At 69.2% G+C, this 17006-nt stretch carries 14 protein-coding genes; 2 read left to right on the top strand and 12 right to left on the bottom strand.

What is annotated here, in order from left to right:
• Positions 1 to 2 precede the first annotated feature (2 nt).
• A complete protein-coding gene (hpnN, locus tag DN412_RS19180; protein ID WP_115213083.1) occupies positions 3 to 2639 on the bottom strand; it encodes a hopanoid transporter HpnN in 2637 nt (878 codons plus the stop codon).
• Positions 2640 to 2810: 171 nt separating this feature from the next.
• On the opposite strand from hpnN, the gene DN412_RS19175 reads away from it, so the two are divergent.
• On the top strand, positions 2811 to 3458 hold the full coding sequence (locus DN412_RS19175; protein ID WP_115213049.1) for an MlaC/ttg2D family ABC transporter substrate-binding protein: 648 nt from the start codon (positions 2811 to 2813) through the stop codon (positions 3456 to 3458).
• Positions 3459 to 3486: 28 nt separating this feature from the next.
• Here DN412_RS19175 and DN412_RS19170 read toward each other — a convergent pair whose 3' ends face one another.
• From DN412_RS19170 to ispH, 6 genes are read right to left on the bottom strand one after another with little or no spacing between them, the layout of a single operon-like run.
• Positions 3487 to 4488, bottom strand: a complete 1002-nt coding sequence (locus DN412_RS19170; RefSeq protein WP_115213048.1) for a lysylphosphatidylglycerol synthase domain-containing protein — start codon at positions 4486 to 4488, stop codon at positions 3487 to 3489.
• A gap of 9 nt (positions 4489 to 4497) precedes the next feature.
• Entirely contained in the window at positions 4498 to 5301 is an 804-nt protein-coding gene (gene hpnK, locus DN412_RS19165; protein ID WP_078201003.1) for a hopanoid biosynthesis-associated protein HpnK, read from the bottom strand.
• A gap of 38 nt (positions 5302 to 5339) precedes the next feature.
• The gene (gene hpnJ / locus DN412_RS19160) at positions 5340 to 6764 is read right to left on the bottom strand and encodes a hopanoid biosynthesis associated radical SAM protein HpnJ (RefSeq protein WP_078201002.1); all 1425 of its coding nucleotides are present in this window, start codon (positions 6762 to 6764) and stop codon (positions 5340 to 5342) included.
• On the bottom strand, positions 6761 to 7912 hold the full coding sequence (hpnI, locus tag DN412_RS19155) for a bacteriohopanetetrol glucosamine biosynthesis glycosyltransferase HpnI (protein ID WP_115213047.1): 1152 nt from the start codon (positions 7910 to 7912) through the stop codon (positions 6761 to 6763). Before hpnI ends, hpnJ begins: the two co-directional genes overlap by 4 nt.
• Before the next feature lie 11 nt (positions 7913 to 7923).
• The gene (gene hpnH, locus DN412_RS19150; RefSeq protein WP_115213046.1) at positions 7924 to 9099 is read right to left on the bottom strand and encodes an adenosyl-hopene transferase HpnH; all 1176 of its coding nucleotides are present in this window, start codon (positions 9097 to 9099) and stop codon (positions 7924 to 7926) included.
• Positions 9100 to 9120: 21 nt separating this feature from the next.
• Positions 9121 to 10134: a 4-hydroxy-3-methylbut-2-enyl diphosphate reductase gene (gene ispH, locus DN412_RS19145; protein ID WP_115213045.1), complete on the bottom strand. Its 1014-nt coding sequence runs from the start codon at positions 10132 to 10134 to the stop codon at positions 9121 to 9123.
• Between the two features lie 219 nt (positions 10135 to 10353).
• On the opposite strand from ispH, the gene hpnA reads away from it, so the two are divergent.
• Positions 10354 to 11361: a hopanoid-associated sugar epimerase gene (gene hpnA / locus DN412_RS19140; protein ID WP_115213044.1), complete on the top strand. Its 1008-nt coding sequence runs from the start codon at positions 10354 to 10356 to the stop codon at positions 11359 to 11361.
• Positions 11362 to 11376: 15 nt separating this feature from the next.
• Here the strand turns inward: hpnA and DN412_RS19135 are convergent, their stop codons facing one another.
• From DN412_RS19135 to DN412_RS19115, 5 genes are all read right to left on the bottom strand, one after another.
• Positions 11377 to 12519: a glycosyltransferase gene (locus DN412_RS19135; protein WP_115213043.1), complete on the bottom strand. Its 1143-nt coding sequence runs from the start codon at positions 12517 to 12519 to the stop codon at positions 11377 to 11379.
• Positions 12520 to 12527: 8 nt separating this feature from the next.
• On the bottom strand, positions 12528 to 13517 hold the full coding sequence (locus DN412_RS19130; RefSeq protein ID WP_115213042.1) for a ferritin-like domain-containing protein: 990 nt from the start codon (positions 13515 to 13517) through the stop codon (positions 12528 to 12530).
• A gap of 76 nt (positions 13518 to 13593) precedes the next feature.
• Entirely contained in the window at positions 13594 to 14973 is a 1380-nt protein-coding gene (locus DN412_RS19125) for an amino acid permease (RefSeq protein WP_115213041.1), read from the bottom strand.
• 235 nt (positions 14974 to 15208) lie between these two features.
• On the bottom strand, positions 15209 to 15973 hold the full coding sequence (locus tag DN412_RS19120; protein ID WP_115213040.1) for an AraC family transcriptional regulator: 765 nt from the start codon (positions 15971 to 15973) through the stop codon (positions 15209 to 15211).
• Positions 15957 to 16880: a DMT family transporter gene (locus DN412_RS19115; protein ID WP_115213039.1), complete on the bottom strand. Its 924-nt coding sequence runs from the start codon at positions 16878 to 16880 to the stop codon at positions 15957 to 15959. The genes DN412_RS19120 and DN412_RS19115 overlap by 17 nt, the downstream gene beginning before the upstream one ends.
• Positions 16881 to 17006 lie beyond the last annotated feature (126 nt).

Raw genomic sequence — 17006 nt, 5'->3', positions numbered from 1 at the left:
GATTATGGCCGGGCCGGCTTGTCATGCCTGTGATGGCTGCCTTCGCGCGGGCGGCCCATCAGGATCGGCTGGAAGAACACGGCGCCGACCAGCGTGCAGGCCAGTGCCAGCGCCAGCAGCTTGCCCATGCTGGCGGTGCCGGGATGCTGCGACAACCACAGGCTGCCGAAGGCGGTGGCCGTGGTGGCCGCGCTGTACAGCACCGCATGCGTCAGGCTGGACTGCAGCAGCTGGGTCTTGCCATGCCGCCAGGCAATCACGTAGTAGATCTTGAACGCGACGCCGACGCCCAGCAACAGCGGCAGCGCGATCACGTTGGCAAAGTTCAGCGCAATGCCGAACAGCACGCACAACTCCAGCGTGACGATGGCCGACACCAGCAGCGGTATCAGCGTGCGCAGCACGTCGCCGAAGCGGCGCAGCGTGATCCACAGCAGGATGGTGATCGACACCACCGCCCAGATGCCGGCCTGCGCAAAGGCGGCCATGATGGTATCGGCCGAGCCGCGGATCGCGATCGGCCCGCCGGTGGCGGCCGGCGCCACGCGCTGCACCGCTGTGATGAAGCGGTCCAGCGCGGGCTCGCGCTGCGCGCTGGCCGGCGGCGGCAGCTTCGGGCTGATGCTGACCAGTGCGCGCCCGTCCGGGGTGATCCAGTCGCGCACCAGCTCGGGCGGCAGCGTCTGCCGGCTGACCGGCTGCGGACCCAGCGCCAGCTTCAGCCGCACCAGCGCCAGCTGCAGCGGCAGGGCGATGGCGCGCTCGGCGCGGTCGCGCGTGGCGGCGTCGGCGGCCGCGACCTTCTTCAACGTGGCGGACAGGTGCGCGGCTTCGGCCGCGCCCGGGCCGGGATGTTCGTCGGCGGCGATGGCGAGCTGCCGCGCGGCATTGCGCAGCGCATTGACGCGCGCGGTGTCGGTGGCGGGCGTGGCGGTGGTCTGCGCGAGCGCAGGCATCAGCGCGGCCGAGGCCTGGCCGATGGCCACCAGCTTGGGCGCCTGGTCGTCGGGGATAAAGGTCTGCAGCGTGACGGCGCGCGCCACCTCGGGCAGCGCCGCCAGCTTGCCGGCGAGATCGTGCGCGGCCTGAAGCGATGGCGCCAGCACGCTGACATCGTCGGTGCCGGCCTGCGGCGCGTCCCTGAGCGCCAGCAGCGTGGCCATCGATTCGGACCTGGGGTCCTTCAGGTGCAGCGGGTCGAAGTCAAAGCGCAGGTGCGTCAGCAGCGGCGCGCCTGCCACGATTGCGACCAGGGTGACCAGCAGCACCGGCTTGCGGTAGCGGTCGAAGAACCGGTCCGCGGGCGCCAGCCAGGGGAAGCCCGGCGCCACGGATTCGCCGCCGGGTTTCAGCACGCAGATCAATGCCGGCAGCAGCGTGAAGGTGGTGGCGAACGCCACCATCATGCCCACGCCGGCGATCAGCCCCAGTTCGGCCACGCCGCGGTAGTCGGTGGGCAGGAAGCAGAAGAACGCCGCCGCCGTGGCCGCGGCGGCCAGCGCCAGCGGCGCCCCCACCCCGCGCGCGGACAGCCCCAGCGCCTCGACGATATGGTCGCGGTCATGGCGCTCGGCGCGGTAGCGCACGCCGAACTGGATGCCGAAATCCACCCCCAGCCCGACGAACAGCACCGCGAACGCCACCGAGATCATGTTCAGCGCGCCAACCATGGCCAGCCCCAGCGCGGCGGTGATCAGCAGCCCGGCAAGCAGGCTGGCCAGCACCGCCACGATCAGCCGTGCCGAACGCAAGGCCAGCCACAGGATCAGGACCACCACCAGCACGGTCAGCACGCCGTTGAGCACGGCGCCTTCGCTGACCGAGGCGAATTCATCGTCGGCCAGCGCCTGCGGGCCGGTCAGGCGCACGGTGGCCTGGTAGCGCTGCGCCAGCTGCAGGTCGGCCGCGGCCTGCCGGATCGCGCGCGCGGCGGCGGCCCCGGCCTGCAGGTCGCTGTAATCCAGCACCGGGCTGAGCGCGATATAGCTGTAGACCTGGCCATCGGGCCCGGGTTTGAGGCTGTCGTCGAGCAGCCCTGCCCAGGACAGTGCGGCGGGCTTGCCGGCCAGCACCTGGTCGAGCGCGTGCGCGCTGCCGCCCAGCAGCTTGGCCATCTCGCCCAGCTTGACCTGCCCCATCTGCAGCGGCAGGTTCAGCGTGGTGGTGAGGAGATCGGACAGGCCGCGCAGTGTCGGGTCATGCGCGAGCGCATTGACCAGCGGCCGCGCCTGCGTGAGCTGCTGCGTCAGCTGACTGACTTCATCGGTGCTGGCGAACAGCAAGCCGTTGCGCGCGAAGAACGGCCCGCCGCCGGGCTGGCTGACCGCCGTGAAGTGCGCCGGCTGCTGGCGCAAGGCGCCGGCCAGTGCGTCGGCGGCGGCGTCGGCCAGTTCCGCTGCCGGCGCCTGCACCACCGCCAGGATCAACTGGTTGCGCTGGGGAAAGGCCTTGCCGATGGCCTCGTCGCGCACCGCCCAGGGGGCGTTGGATTCCAGCAGGCGGCCGATGTCGGTGTTGATCGCAAAGTTGCGGGCCACGTAGACGCCGCTGGCGGCGGTCAGCAATGCCGCCAGGACGATGACACGCCACGGCCAGGCGGTGGCAAGCCGGACAATGCGTGTCAGCAGCGATGTCAGCATGGACTTGTATGGAGGGAGCACAAACCGCGAGTATATCGGCTGGCGGCGTGCCGCATCCGGCATGCGGGCCCCGGTAGCCGCGATTCAGGCCGATCCGCTGTAAACTGTTGGGTTGGTGCCGGCCGTAGCAGCGGCGGCACCGCCATATTGTGCTTTCCGGCTCTCGTATCCATGACGATTCACCGTTTGCTTCCCCTGGCGCCGCTTGCGGCGGTAGCCATGGTTTCCATAGTGCACGCCCAGGCAGTCCAGCCCGGCGACCTGCGCGCCAGCCCCGAGCGGCTGGTGCAGGCCGCGGTGGAGGGCGTGATCGGCACCATCCAGGCCAATCCCGACACGCGTGCCGGCGATCTCGGCAAGATCACCGGGGTCGTGCAGAAGCAGTTCCTGCCTTATACCGATTTCCAGCGCACTACCCGGCTGGCAATGGGCAGCGCCTGGCGCACGGCCACGCCGGAACAGCAGCAGCAACTCCATGAGCAGTTTCAGATGCTGCTGGTGCGCAGCTATGCCGTGTCGCTGGCGCAACTGCGCGAGCAGAACGTCAAGTTCCGCTACCAGCCGGTCAAGACTGCCAGCGGCGCCACCGACGTGGTGGTGCAGACGCGCGTGATCAACAATGCCGACGAAATGCAGATCGACTACCGGCTGCAGCGCGCCGCCGCCGGCGGCTGGAAGATCTATGACATCAACATGATGGGCGCGTGGCTGATCGAGGTGTACCGCAAGCAGTTCGCGGACATCGTTGCGCGCAGCGGGGTCGACGGGCTGGTGAAGTACCTGACCACCCACAACGCGCGCCAGGCGTCTGACAACTGAGCCAGCGCCTGGGGTGGCCCTGGGTCACTCAAGGCGCGGCGTGCCCGGTGTCCCGGCGCCGCCAGCGGCGCAGTTCCACCCATTGCCATGACAGCAGCGCGGGCACGCCGAACAGGATTTCCCGCGCGCGCTTGACCAGCGCCAGCGCCAGCGAGACCTGCGCGTCCATCCCCAGCGCCTGCCCCAGCAGCATCACCACGGCTTCCTGCACGCCCAGGCCCGCCGGCACGAAAAACGCCACGTTGCGCGCGGCCTGGGTCAGCGATTCGATCGCCAGCGCCTGCCAGACCGGCACCGGATGGCCCAGCAGCCATAGCGCCAGCCAGATCTCCAGCGTGCCGCTGACCAGTCCGGCCAGTTGCCAGCACAATGCCTTCGCCAGTTCGCGGCGGCGCCGGTTGAGCGCGCGGATATGCGCATCGAGCCGCGCGCCGTCGATCATCGCGACGATGCGGTGATCTTCGCCAAACAGCTTGCGCGCCGCGCCTTCCAGCTTCTCGAAGATCGCGGTGTGGCGCAGCGACAGCGCGAACAGCACCGGCACCGGCAAGGACAGCAGCAGCCCGGCCAGGATGATCCAGGCGCCGCCGCTGTCCTGCAGCGCGGCCACCAGCATCAGCACGCCCATGGCCGCGAACAGGTATTGCGAGAACAGCGTCACCATCACTTCGACCACCACGCTGGCGGCGACCGCGGTGGTGTCGTGGATGCGCAGCCGCGTCAGGCGGATGCCGACCAGCTCGCCGCCCACGCCCACGGTGGGCAGCAGGCGGCCCACCGCCTCGCGCACGGTGGCGACCCACCACAGGAAGCCCAGTCCCGCCTTCTCTTCGGGGTCGGCGGAGGTCAGCAGGACGCGCCAGCCCTGGGCATCGAGCAGCAGCGGCAGCGCATGCAGGGGCACCAGCAGCAGCAGCGGCCAGCTGCCCTTGGCCATGACGGCGGCGATATCGCCGGCGCCCTGGTGGATCACCAGCGCGGTGAGCGCCAGCAGCCCGAGCAGGCCGGTCAGGTAAGCAAAGCGTTTCATTTTTAACAGTCAGGCACCGAGCACGTCGGCAAAGCCCCCGCGCCGGTTGGCCGCGCGCTCGAGCGCGGCGCGCACGCGCGGCGACAGCAGCGCGGCCAGTTCGTCGGCGTGGCGGTAGCCGCGCATCGACTTGGTGATGGCCTCGCCCGAGACCACGCCCGGGTGCAGGTAGATCTCGCCCACGCCCGCGGGCAACCGCGCCAGGGCCTGCAGCAGCGCGGCCTCGTCCATCTGCCCGCTGCGCGCGATGCCGACCACGTAGTCATTGTGCGCAATGCCGGCACGGTCCAGCCGGCGCCGCAGCAGCGCCAGCCACGGGCGCAGCAGCAGCGGCGCACCGCTTTCGCGCGGCAGGCGCATCGCACGCAGGCCATAGTCGCGCCCGATCGACAGGATCAGCGACAGCACCGTCGGATGCAGGTGGAAATGCTTGTGGGTGTTGACATGGTCGAGCGGCAGGCCGGTGGCGGCAAAGGCTTCGAACTGCGCGCGGATTTCCGCCGCCAGCTGGCGCCGCACCTCGGGCAGGAAGAAGAAGCGGCAGCCGTCCAGCGCCATGGCCGAGCCAAAGCGGCCGTGCTGGTCGACCAGGCCGGGGATCTGCGCGTGCGGCAGCGTGGCGGGGCCATCGGCCAGCACCACGTGCAGCCCCACGCGCAGCGAAGGCAGCCGGCGCGCGCGTTCGACCGCATCCGCCACGGCGGGCGCGCCCACCATCAGACTGGCGGCGTTGAGCACGCCGTCGCGGTGGGCCAGCTCCACCGCTTCATTGACGGCGGTGTGCAGGCCGAAGTCGTCGGCGGTGACGATCAGCGCGCGTTGCGAGGCACAGGAGAGCGCGTGGGCCAGGATCAGGCCTCGTGCGAGCGCAGGAAGCGGAAGAATTCCACGCCTTCGCGCAGGCGCCGCTTCATCATGTCCCAGCTGCCCAGCATCTCGCGCACGATTTCCCAGATCTTGCCGGGGCGGAAGTAGAAGCGCTTATAGAAGGTCTCCACGCCGTGGTAGATGTCTTCCTTGGACAGGTGCGGGTAGCTGATCGCCGCCAGCTGCACGCCCTTGTCGTTGACCAGGTTGATGACCTTGTTCTCCTCGAGCCAGCCGTTCTCGACCGCCTGCCGGTACAGCGTGGTGCCGGGGTAGGGTGCAGCCAGCGATACCTGGATGGTATGCGGGTTGATTTCCTTGGCGTACTCGATAGTCTTCTCGATGGTCTCGCGTGTCTCGCCCGGCAGGCCCAGAATGAAGGTGCCGTGGATCTGGATGCCAAGCTTGCGGCAGTCCTCGGTGAAGCGGCGCGCGATGTCCGTGCGCAGGCCCTTCTTGATGTTCAGCAGGATCTGGTCGTCGCCGGACTCATAGCCCACCAGCAGCAGGCGCAGGCCGTTCTCCTTCATGATCTTCAGCGTGCTGTAGGGCACATTGGCCTTGGCGTTGCACGACCACGTCACGCCCAGCTTGCCCAGCCCGCGGGCGATTTCCTCCACGCGCGGCTTGAAGTCGGTGAAGGTGTCGTCGTCGAACATGATCTCCTTCACTTCAGGCATGTTCTCCTTGATCCATTTCACCTCGGCGATCACGCTTTCCGCGGTGCGCGTGCGGTAGCGGTGGCCGCCCACTGTCTGCGGCCACAGGCAGAAGGTGCACTTGGAGCGGCAGCCGCGGCCAGTGTAGATCGACACATACGGGTGCTTCAGGTAGCCGATGAAGTAGTTCTCGATCTTCAGGTCGCGCTTGTAGACGGGGGCCACGAAGGGCAGCTCGTCCATGTTTTCGATCATTGGGCGCGGCCCGTTGTGTTCGAGCGAGCCGTCCGGCAGGCGGTAGGAGAGGCCGAGGATGTCCTTGAGCGGCTTGCCTGCCGCCACGTCCTGGCAGGTGTAGTCGAACTCTTCGCGGCAGACGAAATCGACGGCCTCGCTCGCGCCGAGCGTGCCGCCCGGGTCCACGGCGGGCTTGGCGCCGACCATGCCGATCATCACGTCGGGCTTGCGCTTCTTGAGTTCCTCGGCGAACTTGGCGTCGGTCGGGAACGAGGGCGTGCTGGTGTGGATGATGACCAGGTCGTAGTCGACGGCGATGTCCAGCGTCTGCTGCGGGGTCAGTTCGTCGGCCGGTGCGTCGAGCACGCGGCTGCCGGGCACCAGCGCGGCGGGCTGGGCCAGCCAGGTCGGATACCAGAACGACTTGATCTCGCGCTTGGCCTGGTAGCGCGAGCCCGCGCCGCCGTCGAAGCCGTCAAAGGAAGGTGCCTGGAGGAACAGGGTTTTTTTCATAGCGGCCTCGGGGGATGGATGCCGGTGGATGAGGGTTGTTCAGGGTTCAGGACAGGCCTGGTGTGCGGGTCCCGCACCGACAGTACCTGCTCGCGCCACTGCACGCGTTTGCCTGCCAGCGCAAATGCCCAGCCGGCCAGCAGCAGCGCATCGCGCAACGGCGCACGCAGTGCAGCGGCGACGCTGCCTGCCAGCAGGCTGCGCGCCATCACGCCGATGGCCGCCACGGCGAACACCGGCGGCAGCGGAGCCAGCAGGGCACCCAGCGCCAGCATGGGCCAGGTGAACGTGATAAAAGTAAAGGCAAAGCCAGGCGGATTCAGCGACCGGATCGTGCGCAGCCAGCGCAGCTCATGCCGCCACAGGTCGCTGAAACGGTCCTCGGTGACATCGGTCGTGACCACCACATCCGACAACACCGTACGCAACCCGTGCTGCCGCGTCAGTTCGCCCAGCCAGTAGTCGTCGGCCAGCCGGTCGGACAAGGCGGCGAAGCCGCCGATGGCGGCCAGCGCGTCGCGGCGCAGCGCAATGGTCGCGCCAAAGGCAAACCGTTGTGAGCCGCCCGCGTGGGCGATGCGCACCGAGGGCGCGAACCAGTCGTTGATGAACTGCGCGCCGATGCGCGACCACAGCCCGCCGGTGGGGTGGCCACGATAGAGGCAGGTGACCACGCCCACGCCGCGATCGGCCAGCGGCGCAGTCACGCGCGCCAGGTAGTCGGGCGGCACGGCGATATCGCTGTCGGCAATCACCAGCACATCGTGCCTGGCCTGCGCGAACAGGTTGATCAGGTTGCTGACCTTCAGGTTGGTGCCGTGCACTTGCGGGTCGACCACCAGCGCGATGTCGCATGCCGGGAAGTCGCGGCGCAGCCGTTCGACCACGGCAATGGCGGGATCGTCCGCGGCACGCACGCCGAATACCAGCTGGAACGACGGATGCCGCTGCCGGCACAGCGTGGCCAGGTTTTCATACAGCCGGGGCTCGGCGCCGCACAGCGGCTTGAGCACGCTGACCGGTGCGGTCGCCATGCCGCCGCTTGCCGCGGGCGCGCGGCGCGACAGCCAGGCGGCGGCCAGCGCATAGCCCGCCGACACGCAGGTCAGCGCAGCGCCCGGCAGGGTGGCGGCAAGTTCCGCGGCCATCGGCAATGCGTTCAGTGCGTGGCGGCGGCGTCGGCCTGCGCCTTGGCCGGCCGTGGCCGGTTGGCAGCCGGCTTCGCGCGCTGGATTTCCTCGAGCTTGATCTCGACGTGGCGCGAGAACACGTATTCCGCCGGCCGCTGCTTGTCCAGCGCAATGTCCGGCGCCATCGGCCCGCTGGTGCGCACGCCGCGCAGGCTGACGCCGAGCGCCTTGAGCGGATGGGCGAAGGTGTCGGCCACGGCGGTGGCTTCATAGCCGCTGTGCACCATGCAGTCGGCGCACTTCTCGTAGTTGCCGGTGCCGTAGGCGTCCCAGTCGGTCTCGTCCATCAGCTCGCGGAAGGTGGCGGCGTAGCCTTCTCCGACCAGGTAGCACGGGCGCTGCCAGCCAAACACGGTGCGCGCCGGGTTGCCCCACGGCGTGCAGTGGTAGGTCTGGTTGCCGGCCAGGAAGTCCAGGAACAGCGTCGACTGGCTGAACGCCCAGTTCTTGCCGGCGCGGCCGCGGCTGAGGATGTCGCGGAACAGCTGGCGGGTCTTGCCGCGGTTCAGGAAGTGCTGCTGGTCCGGCGCGCGCTCATAGGCATAGCCCGGCGACACCGTGATGCCGTCCACACCCAGTGCCTTGACCGAGTCGAAGAACTTCGCCACGCGCTCGGGCTGGGCATCGTTGAACAGCGTGCAATTGATATTGACGCGGAAGCCCCGTTCCTTGGCCAGCCGGATCGCCTCGACGCAGCGGTCGTACACGCCTTCCTGGCACACCGAGCGGTCATGCATCTCGCGGTCGCCGTCCAGGTGCACCGACCAGACGAAATACGGGCTGGGCTGGTACTGGTCCAGCTTCTTTTCCATCAGCAGCGCATTGGTGCACAGGTAGACGAACTTGCGCCGCGCGATGATGCCTTGCACGATCTCGGGCATTTCCTTGTGCAGCAGCGGTTCGCCGCCGGCGATGGAGACCACCGGGGCGCCGCATTCATCTACGGCCTCCAGGCATTCCTGCACCGACAGGCGCTGGTTCAGGATGGGGTCCGGATAATCGATCTTGCCGCAGCCTGAGCAGGCCAGGTTGCAGCGGAACAGCGGTTCCAGCATCAGGGCAAGCGGATAGCGTTTCTGTCGCGACAGATGCTTGCCGACGATGTAGGCGCCCACGCGGGCGACCTGCAGGAATGGAATGGCCAAGGCAACTTCCTCTGGTTTGGTTCAGCCGGCGATATTCTCGTTGGCGGTGACTGGTGCGGCGGCGGCTTCCTTGCCGGGCTTGCGCGGGGCCGCTTGCGGCGCGCGCGTCTTCACGTCGACCAGCTCGGCCGGCAGCCGGAATTCGGCATGTTCCTCGCGTCCGGCCATGGTGGTGACCTCGACCGGGCCCAGCCGGCGCAGCGCCGCGATCACGTCCTCGACCATTTCCTCGGGCGCGGACGCGCCGGCGGTGATGCCGACCACGTTGGCGTTGCGCACCCAGGCCGGGTCCAGCTCGCTGCCCTCGGCGATCAGGTAGCTGGGCACGCCGCTTTCGGTGCCGATTTCACGCAGGCGGTTGGAGTTTGAGCTGTTGGTCGCGCCGATCACCAGGATCACGTCGGCCAGCTTGCACAGGTCGCGCACCGCGCTCTGGCGGTTCTGCGTGGCGTAGCAGATGTCGCGGGTATCGGGGCCGACCAGGTTGCTGAAGCGGCGGCCGAGCGCCGCGATGATATTGCGGGTGTCGTCCACGCTCAGCGTGGTCTGGGTGACATAGGCGACGGGGGTGTCGGCGGGCAGCTCGAGCTTGCCGACCTCGGCCTCGTTCTGCACCAGGATCACCTTGCCCGGGATCTGGCCCATGGTGCCTTCCACCTCGGGGTGGCCGGCATGGCCGATCAGGATCACCGTACGGCCGCTGGCGGCGTACTGGCGGCCCTGGGTATGGACCTTGATCACCAGCGGGCAGGTGGCGTCAATGGCATGCAGCTGGCGCTGGCTGGCATCGGCCACGACTGCGCGCGAGACCCCGTGCGCGCTGAAGATGGTCACGGCGCCGGTCGGCACTTCGTCCAGTTCCTCGACGAAACGCGCGCCTTTTTCCTTTAGTCCCTCTACGACGTGCTTGTTATGCACAATCTCATGCCGCACGAACACCGGCGCGCCGTGCTTGACGAGGGCGCGGTCGACAATCTCGATCGCACGCACCACGCCGGCACAGAAGCCCCGGGGCTGAGCAAGAATCACCTGCATGGAGTAGGCCCCCCGACCCTTTGTAACGGGTTTCAGTGTTTGGGATATTGAGACGAAAAATGTACCCGGCATCCAGCCAAGACCTACCGGAGATCCACCGCAGATCACATTTTCGTCGCACGGTGGTTACTATATACCCGACACGCCGGCTTTGTCTGGAGGCGCTGTGGTCAGCGCGAGCCTGGCTGCGGCGACTTCGTCTCATGGGAAAACGGGTTTATGACGAAAAACGATGACGTGCTGGTGACAGGCGCCTCGGGCTTTCTGGGCTCTGCGGTGGCGCGCCAGGCACTGGCACGCGGCTTCCGGGTGCGCGTGCTGGTGCGCCCGCAAAGCCCGCGGACCAACCTGGCAGGGTTGCCGGTGACCGTGGCGGAGGGAGACATGCGCGACGCCGGCGCCGTCGCCGCCGCGCTGCAGGGCGTGCGCTACCTGTTCCATGTGGCCGCCGACTACCGGCTGTGGGCGCCGGACCCAGAGGACATCGTGCGCACCAACGTCGACGGCACCCTGGCCGTGATGGAGGCCGCACAGCGGGCTGGCGTCGAGCGGGTGGTCTATACCAGCAGCGTGGCCACGCTGCGCGTGGCCGGCGCGCGCGCGCCGGTGGACGAGACCGCGGCGCTGCGCCCGCACGAGGCCATCGGCGCCTACAAGCGCAGCAAGGTGCTGGCCGAGCGTGTGGTCGAAAAGCTGGTGGCCGAGCGTGGCCTGCCGGCGGTCATCGTCAACCCGTCCACCCCGATCGGCCCGCGCGACGTGCGGCCCACGCCGACCGGGCGCATCATCGTCGAGGCGGCCACGGGCAAGATCCCGGCCTTTGTCGATACCGGCCTGAACCTGGCCCACGTGGACGACGTGGCCGAAGGGCATTTCCTGGCGCTGGAACGCGGCCAGACCGGCGAACGCTACATCCTGGGCGGCCAGGACGTGATGCTGCAGCAGATGCTGCGCGACATCGCGCAACTGTGCGGCCGGCGTCCGCCGACCGTGCAACTGCCGCGCTGGCCGCTGTATCCGCTGGCCTATGGGGCGGAGGCGGCGGCACGCTTTACCGGCAGGGAGCCGTTCATCACTGTCGACGGGCTCAATATGTCCCGGTACCGGATGTTCTTTACCTCTGACAAGGCGCGCAAGGCGCTGGGCTACCAGCCGCGTCCCTACCAGGAGGGCCTGCGGGACGCGCTGGAGTGGTTCCGGGCGCAGGGGTACCTGGGCCAGCGTTGATGGCGCAGGGCGCGCTCAGGACCGCACCGGCGCCTGCGCCCGGCCCTTCCACTGCCCGCCGCGCCGCAGCCAGTAGCGCCGCGCCGAGTCGATGGTCGCCCCCAGGTAGAACAGCGCAGTCACTGGCAGCAGCGGCGCCAGCCACGCCGGCTGCCGGTATTCGCGCAGCATCGGCAGGTAGGCCAGGGTCATCGCGCCCCAGGCCAGCCACGCCGGCCACAGCCGCCAGCCGATCGCCAGCACCGGCGGCACCAGGTAGGTCAAGACCATGCCCGCCACCGCACCGGCCAGCAGCAGCGGCGAATAGCGCAGCTGCGTATAGGCGCTGCGCGCGATCATGTCCCACAGGCTGCGCCAGTCGTCATAGGGCCGCAACGACACGCTGTCGTCGGCCAGGTCCAGCCGGATGGCGCCGCCGGGCTTGATGCGCGCGGCCAGGCTGCAGTCGTCGATCAGTTCACCGCGGATGGCGGCAAAGCCGCCGATGCGCGCCAGCGCGGCGCGGCTGGCCAGCATGCAGCCCCCGGCCGCGGCGGCCACGCGGCTGCGGGCATCGCGTACGCGGGAGAAGGGGTAGAGCTTGGCGAAGAAGAAGACAAAAGCCGGCACGATCAGCCGTTCCCACGCCGATTCGCAGCGCAGCCGGACCATCAGCGAGACCAGGTCGCGCCGTTCGTCCTCGGCGCGCGCCACCAGCGCCGCGAGTACGCCGGGCCCGTGCCAGATATCGGCATCGGTCAGCCAGACGTAGCGGGCCTGCGGGGCGATGCGGTCCGCGGCGGCCAGTCCTTCGGACTGCGCCCAGACCTTGCCGCTCCAGCCGGCGGGCAGCTCGCGCGCGCCGATGACGGTCAGCCCCTGCGGGCGCGCCGTGGCCGCCGCGGCGGCGCGGGCGATATCGGCGGTGCCGTCCTGGCTGTGGTCGTCCACCACCACCAGCGCCAGCCGGCCGGGGTAGCGCTGGCCCAGCATGCCCGCCACCGCGCGGCCGATGACCTCGGCTTCATTGCGTGCGGGGATGATGGCAACCACCTCGGGCCAGTGCGCAGGGGCCGGCGCAGCCGGCGGCCTGCGCACGCGCCAGAAGCCCGCGCGGGCAAAGATCAGGACCAGCCAGATCACGAGCGACAGCAGCGACAACGCAAACGCAATGTGCATGGCTTGCCTTATTTGACGAAGCGCCGCGCCAGCCGGGCCAGCCGCGGTACGGTTTCGGGGCGCAGCAGGCGTGCGTCGTAGCCGGCCATGCGCCGGTCGTTTTCGGCCAGGCACAGGTCGATCATCGCGCCCGGGGTCAGCGGTTCGCCCAGCGCGGCGGAACCGTTCACGGTGAAGTTGGCGTCCTGCGCCACGCCGTCGGTGTCGATGCCGTGGGCGATGCCGATGCGCTCCCAGATCAGGAAGGCCCACACCCGCGCCACCTTCAGCGCGAACGGCACGCGGCGCCACCACGGCAGGTTGCGCCGGTACCAGGCGGCCCAGTTGACGAAGAACAGGATATGCCGCCCTTCCTCCTGGATCACCGGCTCGAAGGTCTCGACCAGTTCGGCGGGGAAGAAGCCCGAGCGCCTGGCCGCGGCAAACAGGCCGAAGGCGAAAAAGCTGTCGATGCACTCGCTGTAGCCGGTGACCAGCCAGCCCCATTCGGGATCGTCCGGCGGCGGGTAGTCCGGCTCAGGCGCGAGCGCGATGCCGTAGGCCTCGACCAGCTTCGACAGCACCACCTTGTGGCGCGCCTCCTCGCCGCCATCCATGTCCAGCGCGCGGCGCAGCAGCGGATCGCTGACGGAATCGGCAAAGGCCCTGACGCGGACCGAGGCGCGCCCCTCGGTCTGCACGGCGATATCCCAGATCGGCAGCGAGGTGACGCGGTGCAGGGCCTCGGGCGACAGCGCGGGCCATGCGATCACGGCGGGTTTGTAGGGGTTGTGGGTCTGCAGCAGCATATTGCAGAACATCTGCAGGTGCTGCGGCGAGCCGATGCGCACCGCCCCGGGGGTCGGGTCGGTCCAGTGGCGCAAGGCATGGTCGGCCTGCTCGACAGCGGTGCGGGCCACCGTTGCGGCGACGGCCCGTGCGCGCGCCTCGGCATCGGCGGCGCTGTCTTGCGGCGGCGTGGTAGCCGCGCGGTTTGCAGCCTCAGTGGTCTTGGACATGCGGTCCCCTGGCGATGGATTGCCCGGGGGCCATTGTAGCGAGGCGCGCCGGCCGGCGCACCCCGCCAACGGCGGATCAGGCGCGGTAGCTGACCGGCCCGCGCGAGCGCATGTCCAGCGCGTAGTAGCACACCATCAGCAGTACCAGCCAGCCTGGGCCCACATACAGCGCCACGCGGGTCTCCGGGAAGTAGGCCATCAGCGCCACCACCAGCGCCAGGAAGGCCAGCGCGATATACGAGCCATAGGGCCAGAACGGCATGCGGAAGGCCAGCGCCTTGCGCTCGGCCGGCGCCAGGCCGCGGCGGAACTGGATCTGCGTGACCAGGATGACGGCCCAGGTCCAGACCGCGCCGAAGGTGGAGATCGCCGTCACCCAGACAAAGACCTTTTCCGGCACCAGGTAGTTGAGCAGCACGCCGCACAGCAGCGCGCCGATCGACACCAGCAGTGCGCGGCGCGGCACGCCGTTGCGGTCGACCCTGGCAAAGGTAGCGGGCGCCTGGCCCTGCTGCGCCAGGTTGTACAGCATGCGCCCGGTGCTGAAGATGCCGCCGTTGCACGACGACAGCGCCGCGGTCAGCACCACGAAGTTGATGATGCCGGCAGCGGTCTTGATGCCCAGGCGCTCGAAGGTCAGCACGAACGGGCTGCCCTGCCCGCTGATCTCGTTCCACGGATACAGCGACAGGATCACGAACAGCGCGCCCACGTAGAAGATCAGGATGCGCCAGAACACCGAGTTGATCGCGTCCGGGATCGACTTCTTCGGGTTGCGCGCCTCGCCGGCGGTCAGGCCGATCATCTCCACGCCCAGGTAGGCGAACATCACCATCTGTAGCGACATCAGCACGCCCGAGGCGCCGTTGGGCATGAAGCCGCCGTGCTGCCACAGGTTGGCGATGCCGGTGGCGACGCCGCCGTTGCCGAAGCCGAACACGATCATCGCGCCGCCGCCGAACAGCATCAGCACGATGGTGACGATCTTGATCATGGCGAACCAGAACTCGAACTCGCCATAGGCCTTGACCGCCATCAGGTTGACCGAGCCCATCGCCGCCAGCGCGGCCAGTGCCCAGATCCAGCGCGGCACGTCCGGGAACCACATGCCCATGTAGATGGCCACTGCGGTGATCTCGGCCACGCAGGTCACCAGCCACAGGAACCAGTAGTTCCAGCCGGTCAGGTAGCCCGCCAGCGGGCCCATGTGGTCTTGCGCGTAGCGGCAGAAGGAGCCGGCCACGGGGTTGTGCACGGCCATTTCGCCCAGCGCGCGCATGATCAGGAAGATCATCGCGCCGCCGATCAGGTAGCCCAGCATGATGGCGGGGCCGGCCATCTTGATGGCGTTGCCGGCGCCAAGGAACAGGCCCACGCCAATGGCCGAACCCAGCGCCATCAGCCGGATATGCCGTTCGCCCAGGCCGCGTTGCAGATGTTCTGCGCTTGCACTCATGTGTCGTTGTCTCCGTGTCATCAGAATGGCCGCGCCGGCCTTCGTGGGGCCGGCGGGAGCAGCATTTTCTCGTCCACGGCGGGCCGCAAACGGAAAATAGCGGGCAGGTTAATCAGATCGCAGGGATATTTGTTGCTGAATTCGCGGCGAAATTCCGGGGAAATTGCTGATGGTGCAAGCAGAGGCCGCCCCGCGCGCAATGGTGTGGCGCGATGGACGGCGCGCAGCCGCCTTGCTATCCGCGTGCGGCCGCCCGCCAGACCCCGGGCGGCTGCCCGAAGCGCCGCGTGAAGCTGCGCGTGAAGGTGGTCTGGTCCGGGTAGCCGGACGCCAGCGCGATGTCGGCCAGCGGCAGCGCCGACTGCGTTAGCAGCTGCAGCGCGCGGTCCAGCCGCAGCCGGGTCTGGTAGCGGTGCGGGGTATCGCCGAAGGCCTCGGCAAACAGGGTCTGGAAGCGCCGCACGCTCCAGCCGAAATGCCCGGCGACTTCCGCCACGCGCAGCGGCGACGCCAGGTTGGCGCGCAGGTAGGCATCCACGGCCATCAGCGGGAATATCCCCTGGTCGCCGGGCATGCCGAGGCAGTCCGCCAGCGCCGCGGCCAGCGTGGCCGCCAGTTGCCAGTCGGTCTGCGGCCCGCGTGCCGCGGCGGCGGCGCGCCACGCGGCCAGCGCGCGCACCCGGCTGCCGAAGGCGCCGTCCAGCGCGAACGTGCGCGGGCGCGCCATCAGCCGCGCGGGCAGCGCCACCGACCGCGCCGGGAAGTCCGCCACCAGCTGCAGGTTGCCGTCGAAGCCCAGGAATTCATGATGGCTGCCGGCCGGCACGATCAGGCCGGTGCGCTCGTCCACGCGGTAGGCGTGGCCGTCGATCTCCAGCTCGGTGGCGCCGGCCAGTCCGAACAGCAGCTGGTGGTAGCCATGCTGGTGGCCATCCGGCTGCGGGCGGTAGCGCCGGTGCTCGACCAGCGGGCAGGTGTGGGGTTCAGCGGGCTTCGGCATGCCGCAACCTGCCAGGGGTCTGGCACAGCCAGACACCCGCCCCGGCCACCGCCATGCCCAGCGCCTGCACAGCATCCATCCGTTCGCCGAACAGCAGCCAGGCCTGCAGCGCGGCCAGCGGCGGCGCCAGGAACATCAGCGCCGCGGCATTGGCGGCCTGGCCGCGCCGCACCAGGCTGACCAGCAGCCAGGTGCCGGCGCCGGACAGGCCGATCGCCGCCCACGCCAGCCCGGCCCATAGCGCCACGCCGCCGTGCCAGTGCAGCGGCGCGCCGGCAGCCTGGATCGCCACCATCGCGGCGGCCACCAGCATGGCGCCCAGGTTCTGCCATGCGGAGCTGGCGCGCAGGTCACAGGCGGCGATGGCGGTTTTCTGCAAGAGGGTTCCCATCGTGATGGAGACAATGGCCAGCACGCCCAGCAGCACGATCCACGGTGACACGGGCGGCGTGGCGGTGTGCATGCCGGCCTGCATCGCCGGGGCGACGACCAGCGCGACGCCGAGCGCACCCAGCGCCAGGCCCTGCCACGTCCGCCTGGAAGGTAGCTCTTTCAGCAGGGGAATGGCAAGCAGCGCCGTCAGCAGCGGCTGCAGCGCGCCCAGCAAGGCCATGATCGCCGGCGGCAGGCCCCTGGCCACGGCCCCGTAGCCGGCGCACAGGTAGATGCCCTGCATCAGCGCGCCGGCCAGCAGGTGGCGCGGCGCCTCGCGCAGCGGCGGCCAGGCCGCGCGCGCGCCCAGCGACCATGCCACGAACATCAGCCCCGCCACGGCAAAGCGGTCCAGCAGGAACAGGCTGGTGTCGGCCAGCGGCACGATGGCCTTGCCGACGATAAAGCCGGTGGACCAGATCAGGACAAAGGCAACGGTGGGCAGCCAGGCTGCAGCGGACAGGGGGCGCGACATAAAAGCAGGGACTTCCGCCCGGGGCGGGATCAGGATGGCAAAGCGCAAGGCTAGCCAGGCGTTGCGCCGCTGTCTTGGCAAATCCGGCAATCGCGCGCTGAAAGTATTGGTAACACTCCCAGCGCC

The sequence above is a fragment of the Cupriavidus lacunae genome (genome assembly GCF_003353055.1).
Lineage (GTDB): Bacteria > Pseudomonadota > Gammaproteobacteria > Burkholderiales > Burkholderiaceae > Cupriavidus > Cupriavidus lacunae.
This window is presented reverse-complemented; position numbering and strand designations above follow the sequence as displayed.

Coding starts and splice junctions, on each gene's coding strand:
- hpnI (WP_115213047.1), bottom strand. CDS start 7,912: ATGGCCGCGGAACTTGCCGCCACCCTGCCGGGCGCTGCGCTGACCTGC.
- DN412_RS19115 (WP_115213039.1), bottom strand. CDS start 16,880: ATGTCGCGCCCCCTGTCCGCTGCAGCCTGGCTGCCCACCGTTGCCTTT.
- DN412_RS19135 (WP_115213043.1), bottom strand. CDS start 12,519: ATGCACATTGCGTTTGCGTTGTCGCTGCTGTCGCTCGTGATCTGGCTG.
- DN412_RS19120 (WP_115213040.1), bottom strand. CDS start 15,973: ATGCCGAAGCCCGCTGAACCCCACACCTGCCCGCTGGTCGAGCACCGG.
- hpnJ (WP_078201002.1), bottom strand. CDS start 6,764: ATGAAAAAAACCCTGTTCCTCCAGGCACCTTCCTTTGACGGCTTCGAC.
- ispH (WP_115213045.1), bottom strand. CDS start 10,134: ATGCAGGTGATTCTTGCTCAGCCCCGGGGCTTCTGTGCCGGCGTGGTG.
- hpnN (WP_115213083.1), bottom strand. CDS start 2,639: ATGCTGACATCGCTGCTGACACGCATTGTCCGGCTTGCCACCGCCTGG.
- DN412_RS19170 (WP_115213048.1), bottom strand. CDS start 4,488: ATGAAACGCTTTGCTTACCTGACCGGCCTGCTCGGGCTGCTGGCGCTC.
- DN412_RS19130 (WP_115213042.1), bottom strand. CDS start 13,517: ATGTCCAAGACCACTGAGGCTGCAAACCGCGCGGCTACCACGCCGCCG.
- DN412_RS19175 (WP_115213049.1), top strand. CDS start 2,811: ATGACGATTCACCGTTTGCTTCCCCTGGCGCCGCTTGCGGCGGTAGCC.
- hpnA (WP_115213044.1), top strand. CDS start 10,354: ATGACGAAAAACGATGACGTGCTGGTGACAGGCGCCTCGGGCTTTCTG.
- DN412_RS19125 (WP_115213041.1), bottom strand. CDS start 14,973: ATGAGTGCAAGCGCAGAACATCTGCAACGCGGCCTGGGCGAACGGCAT.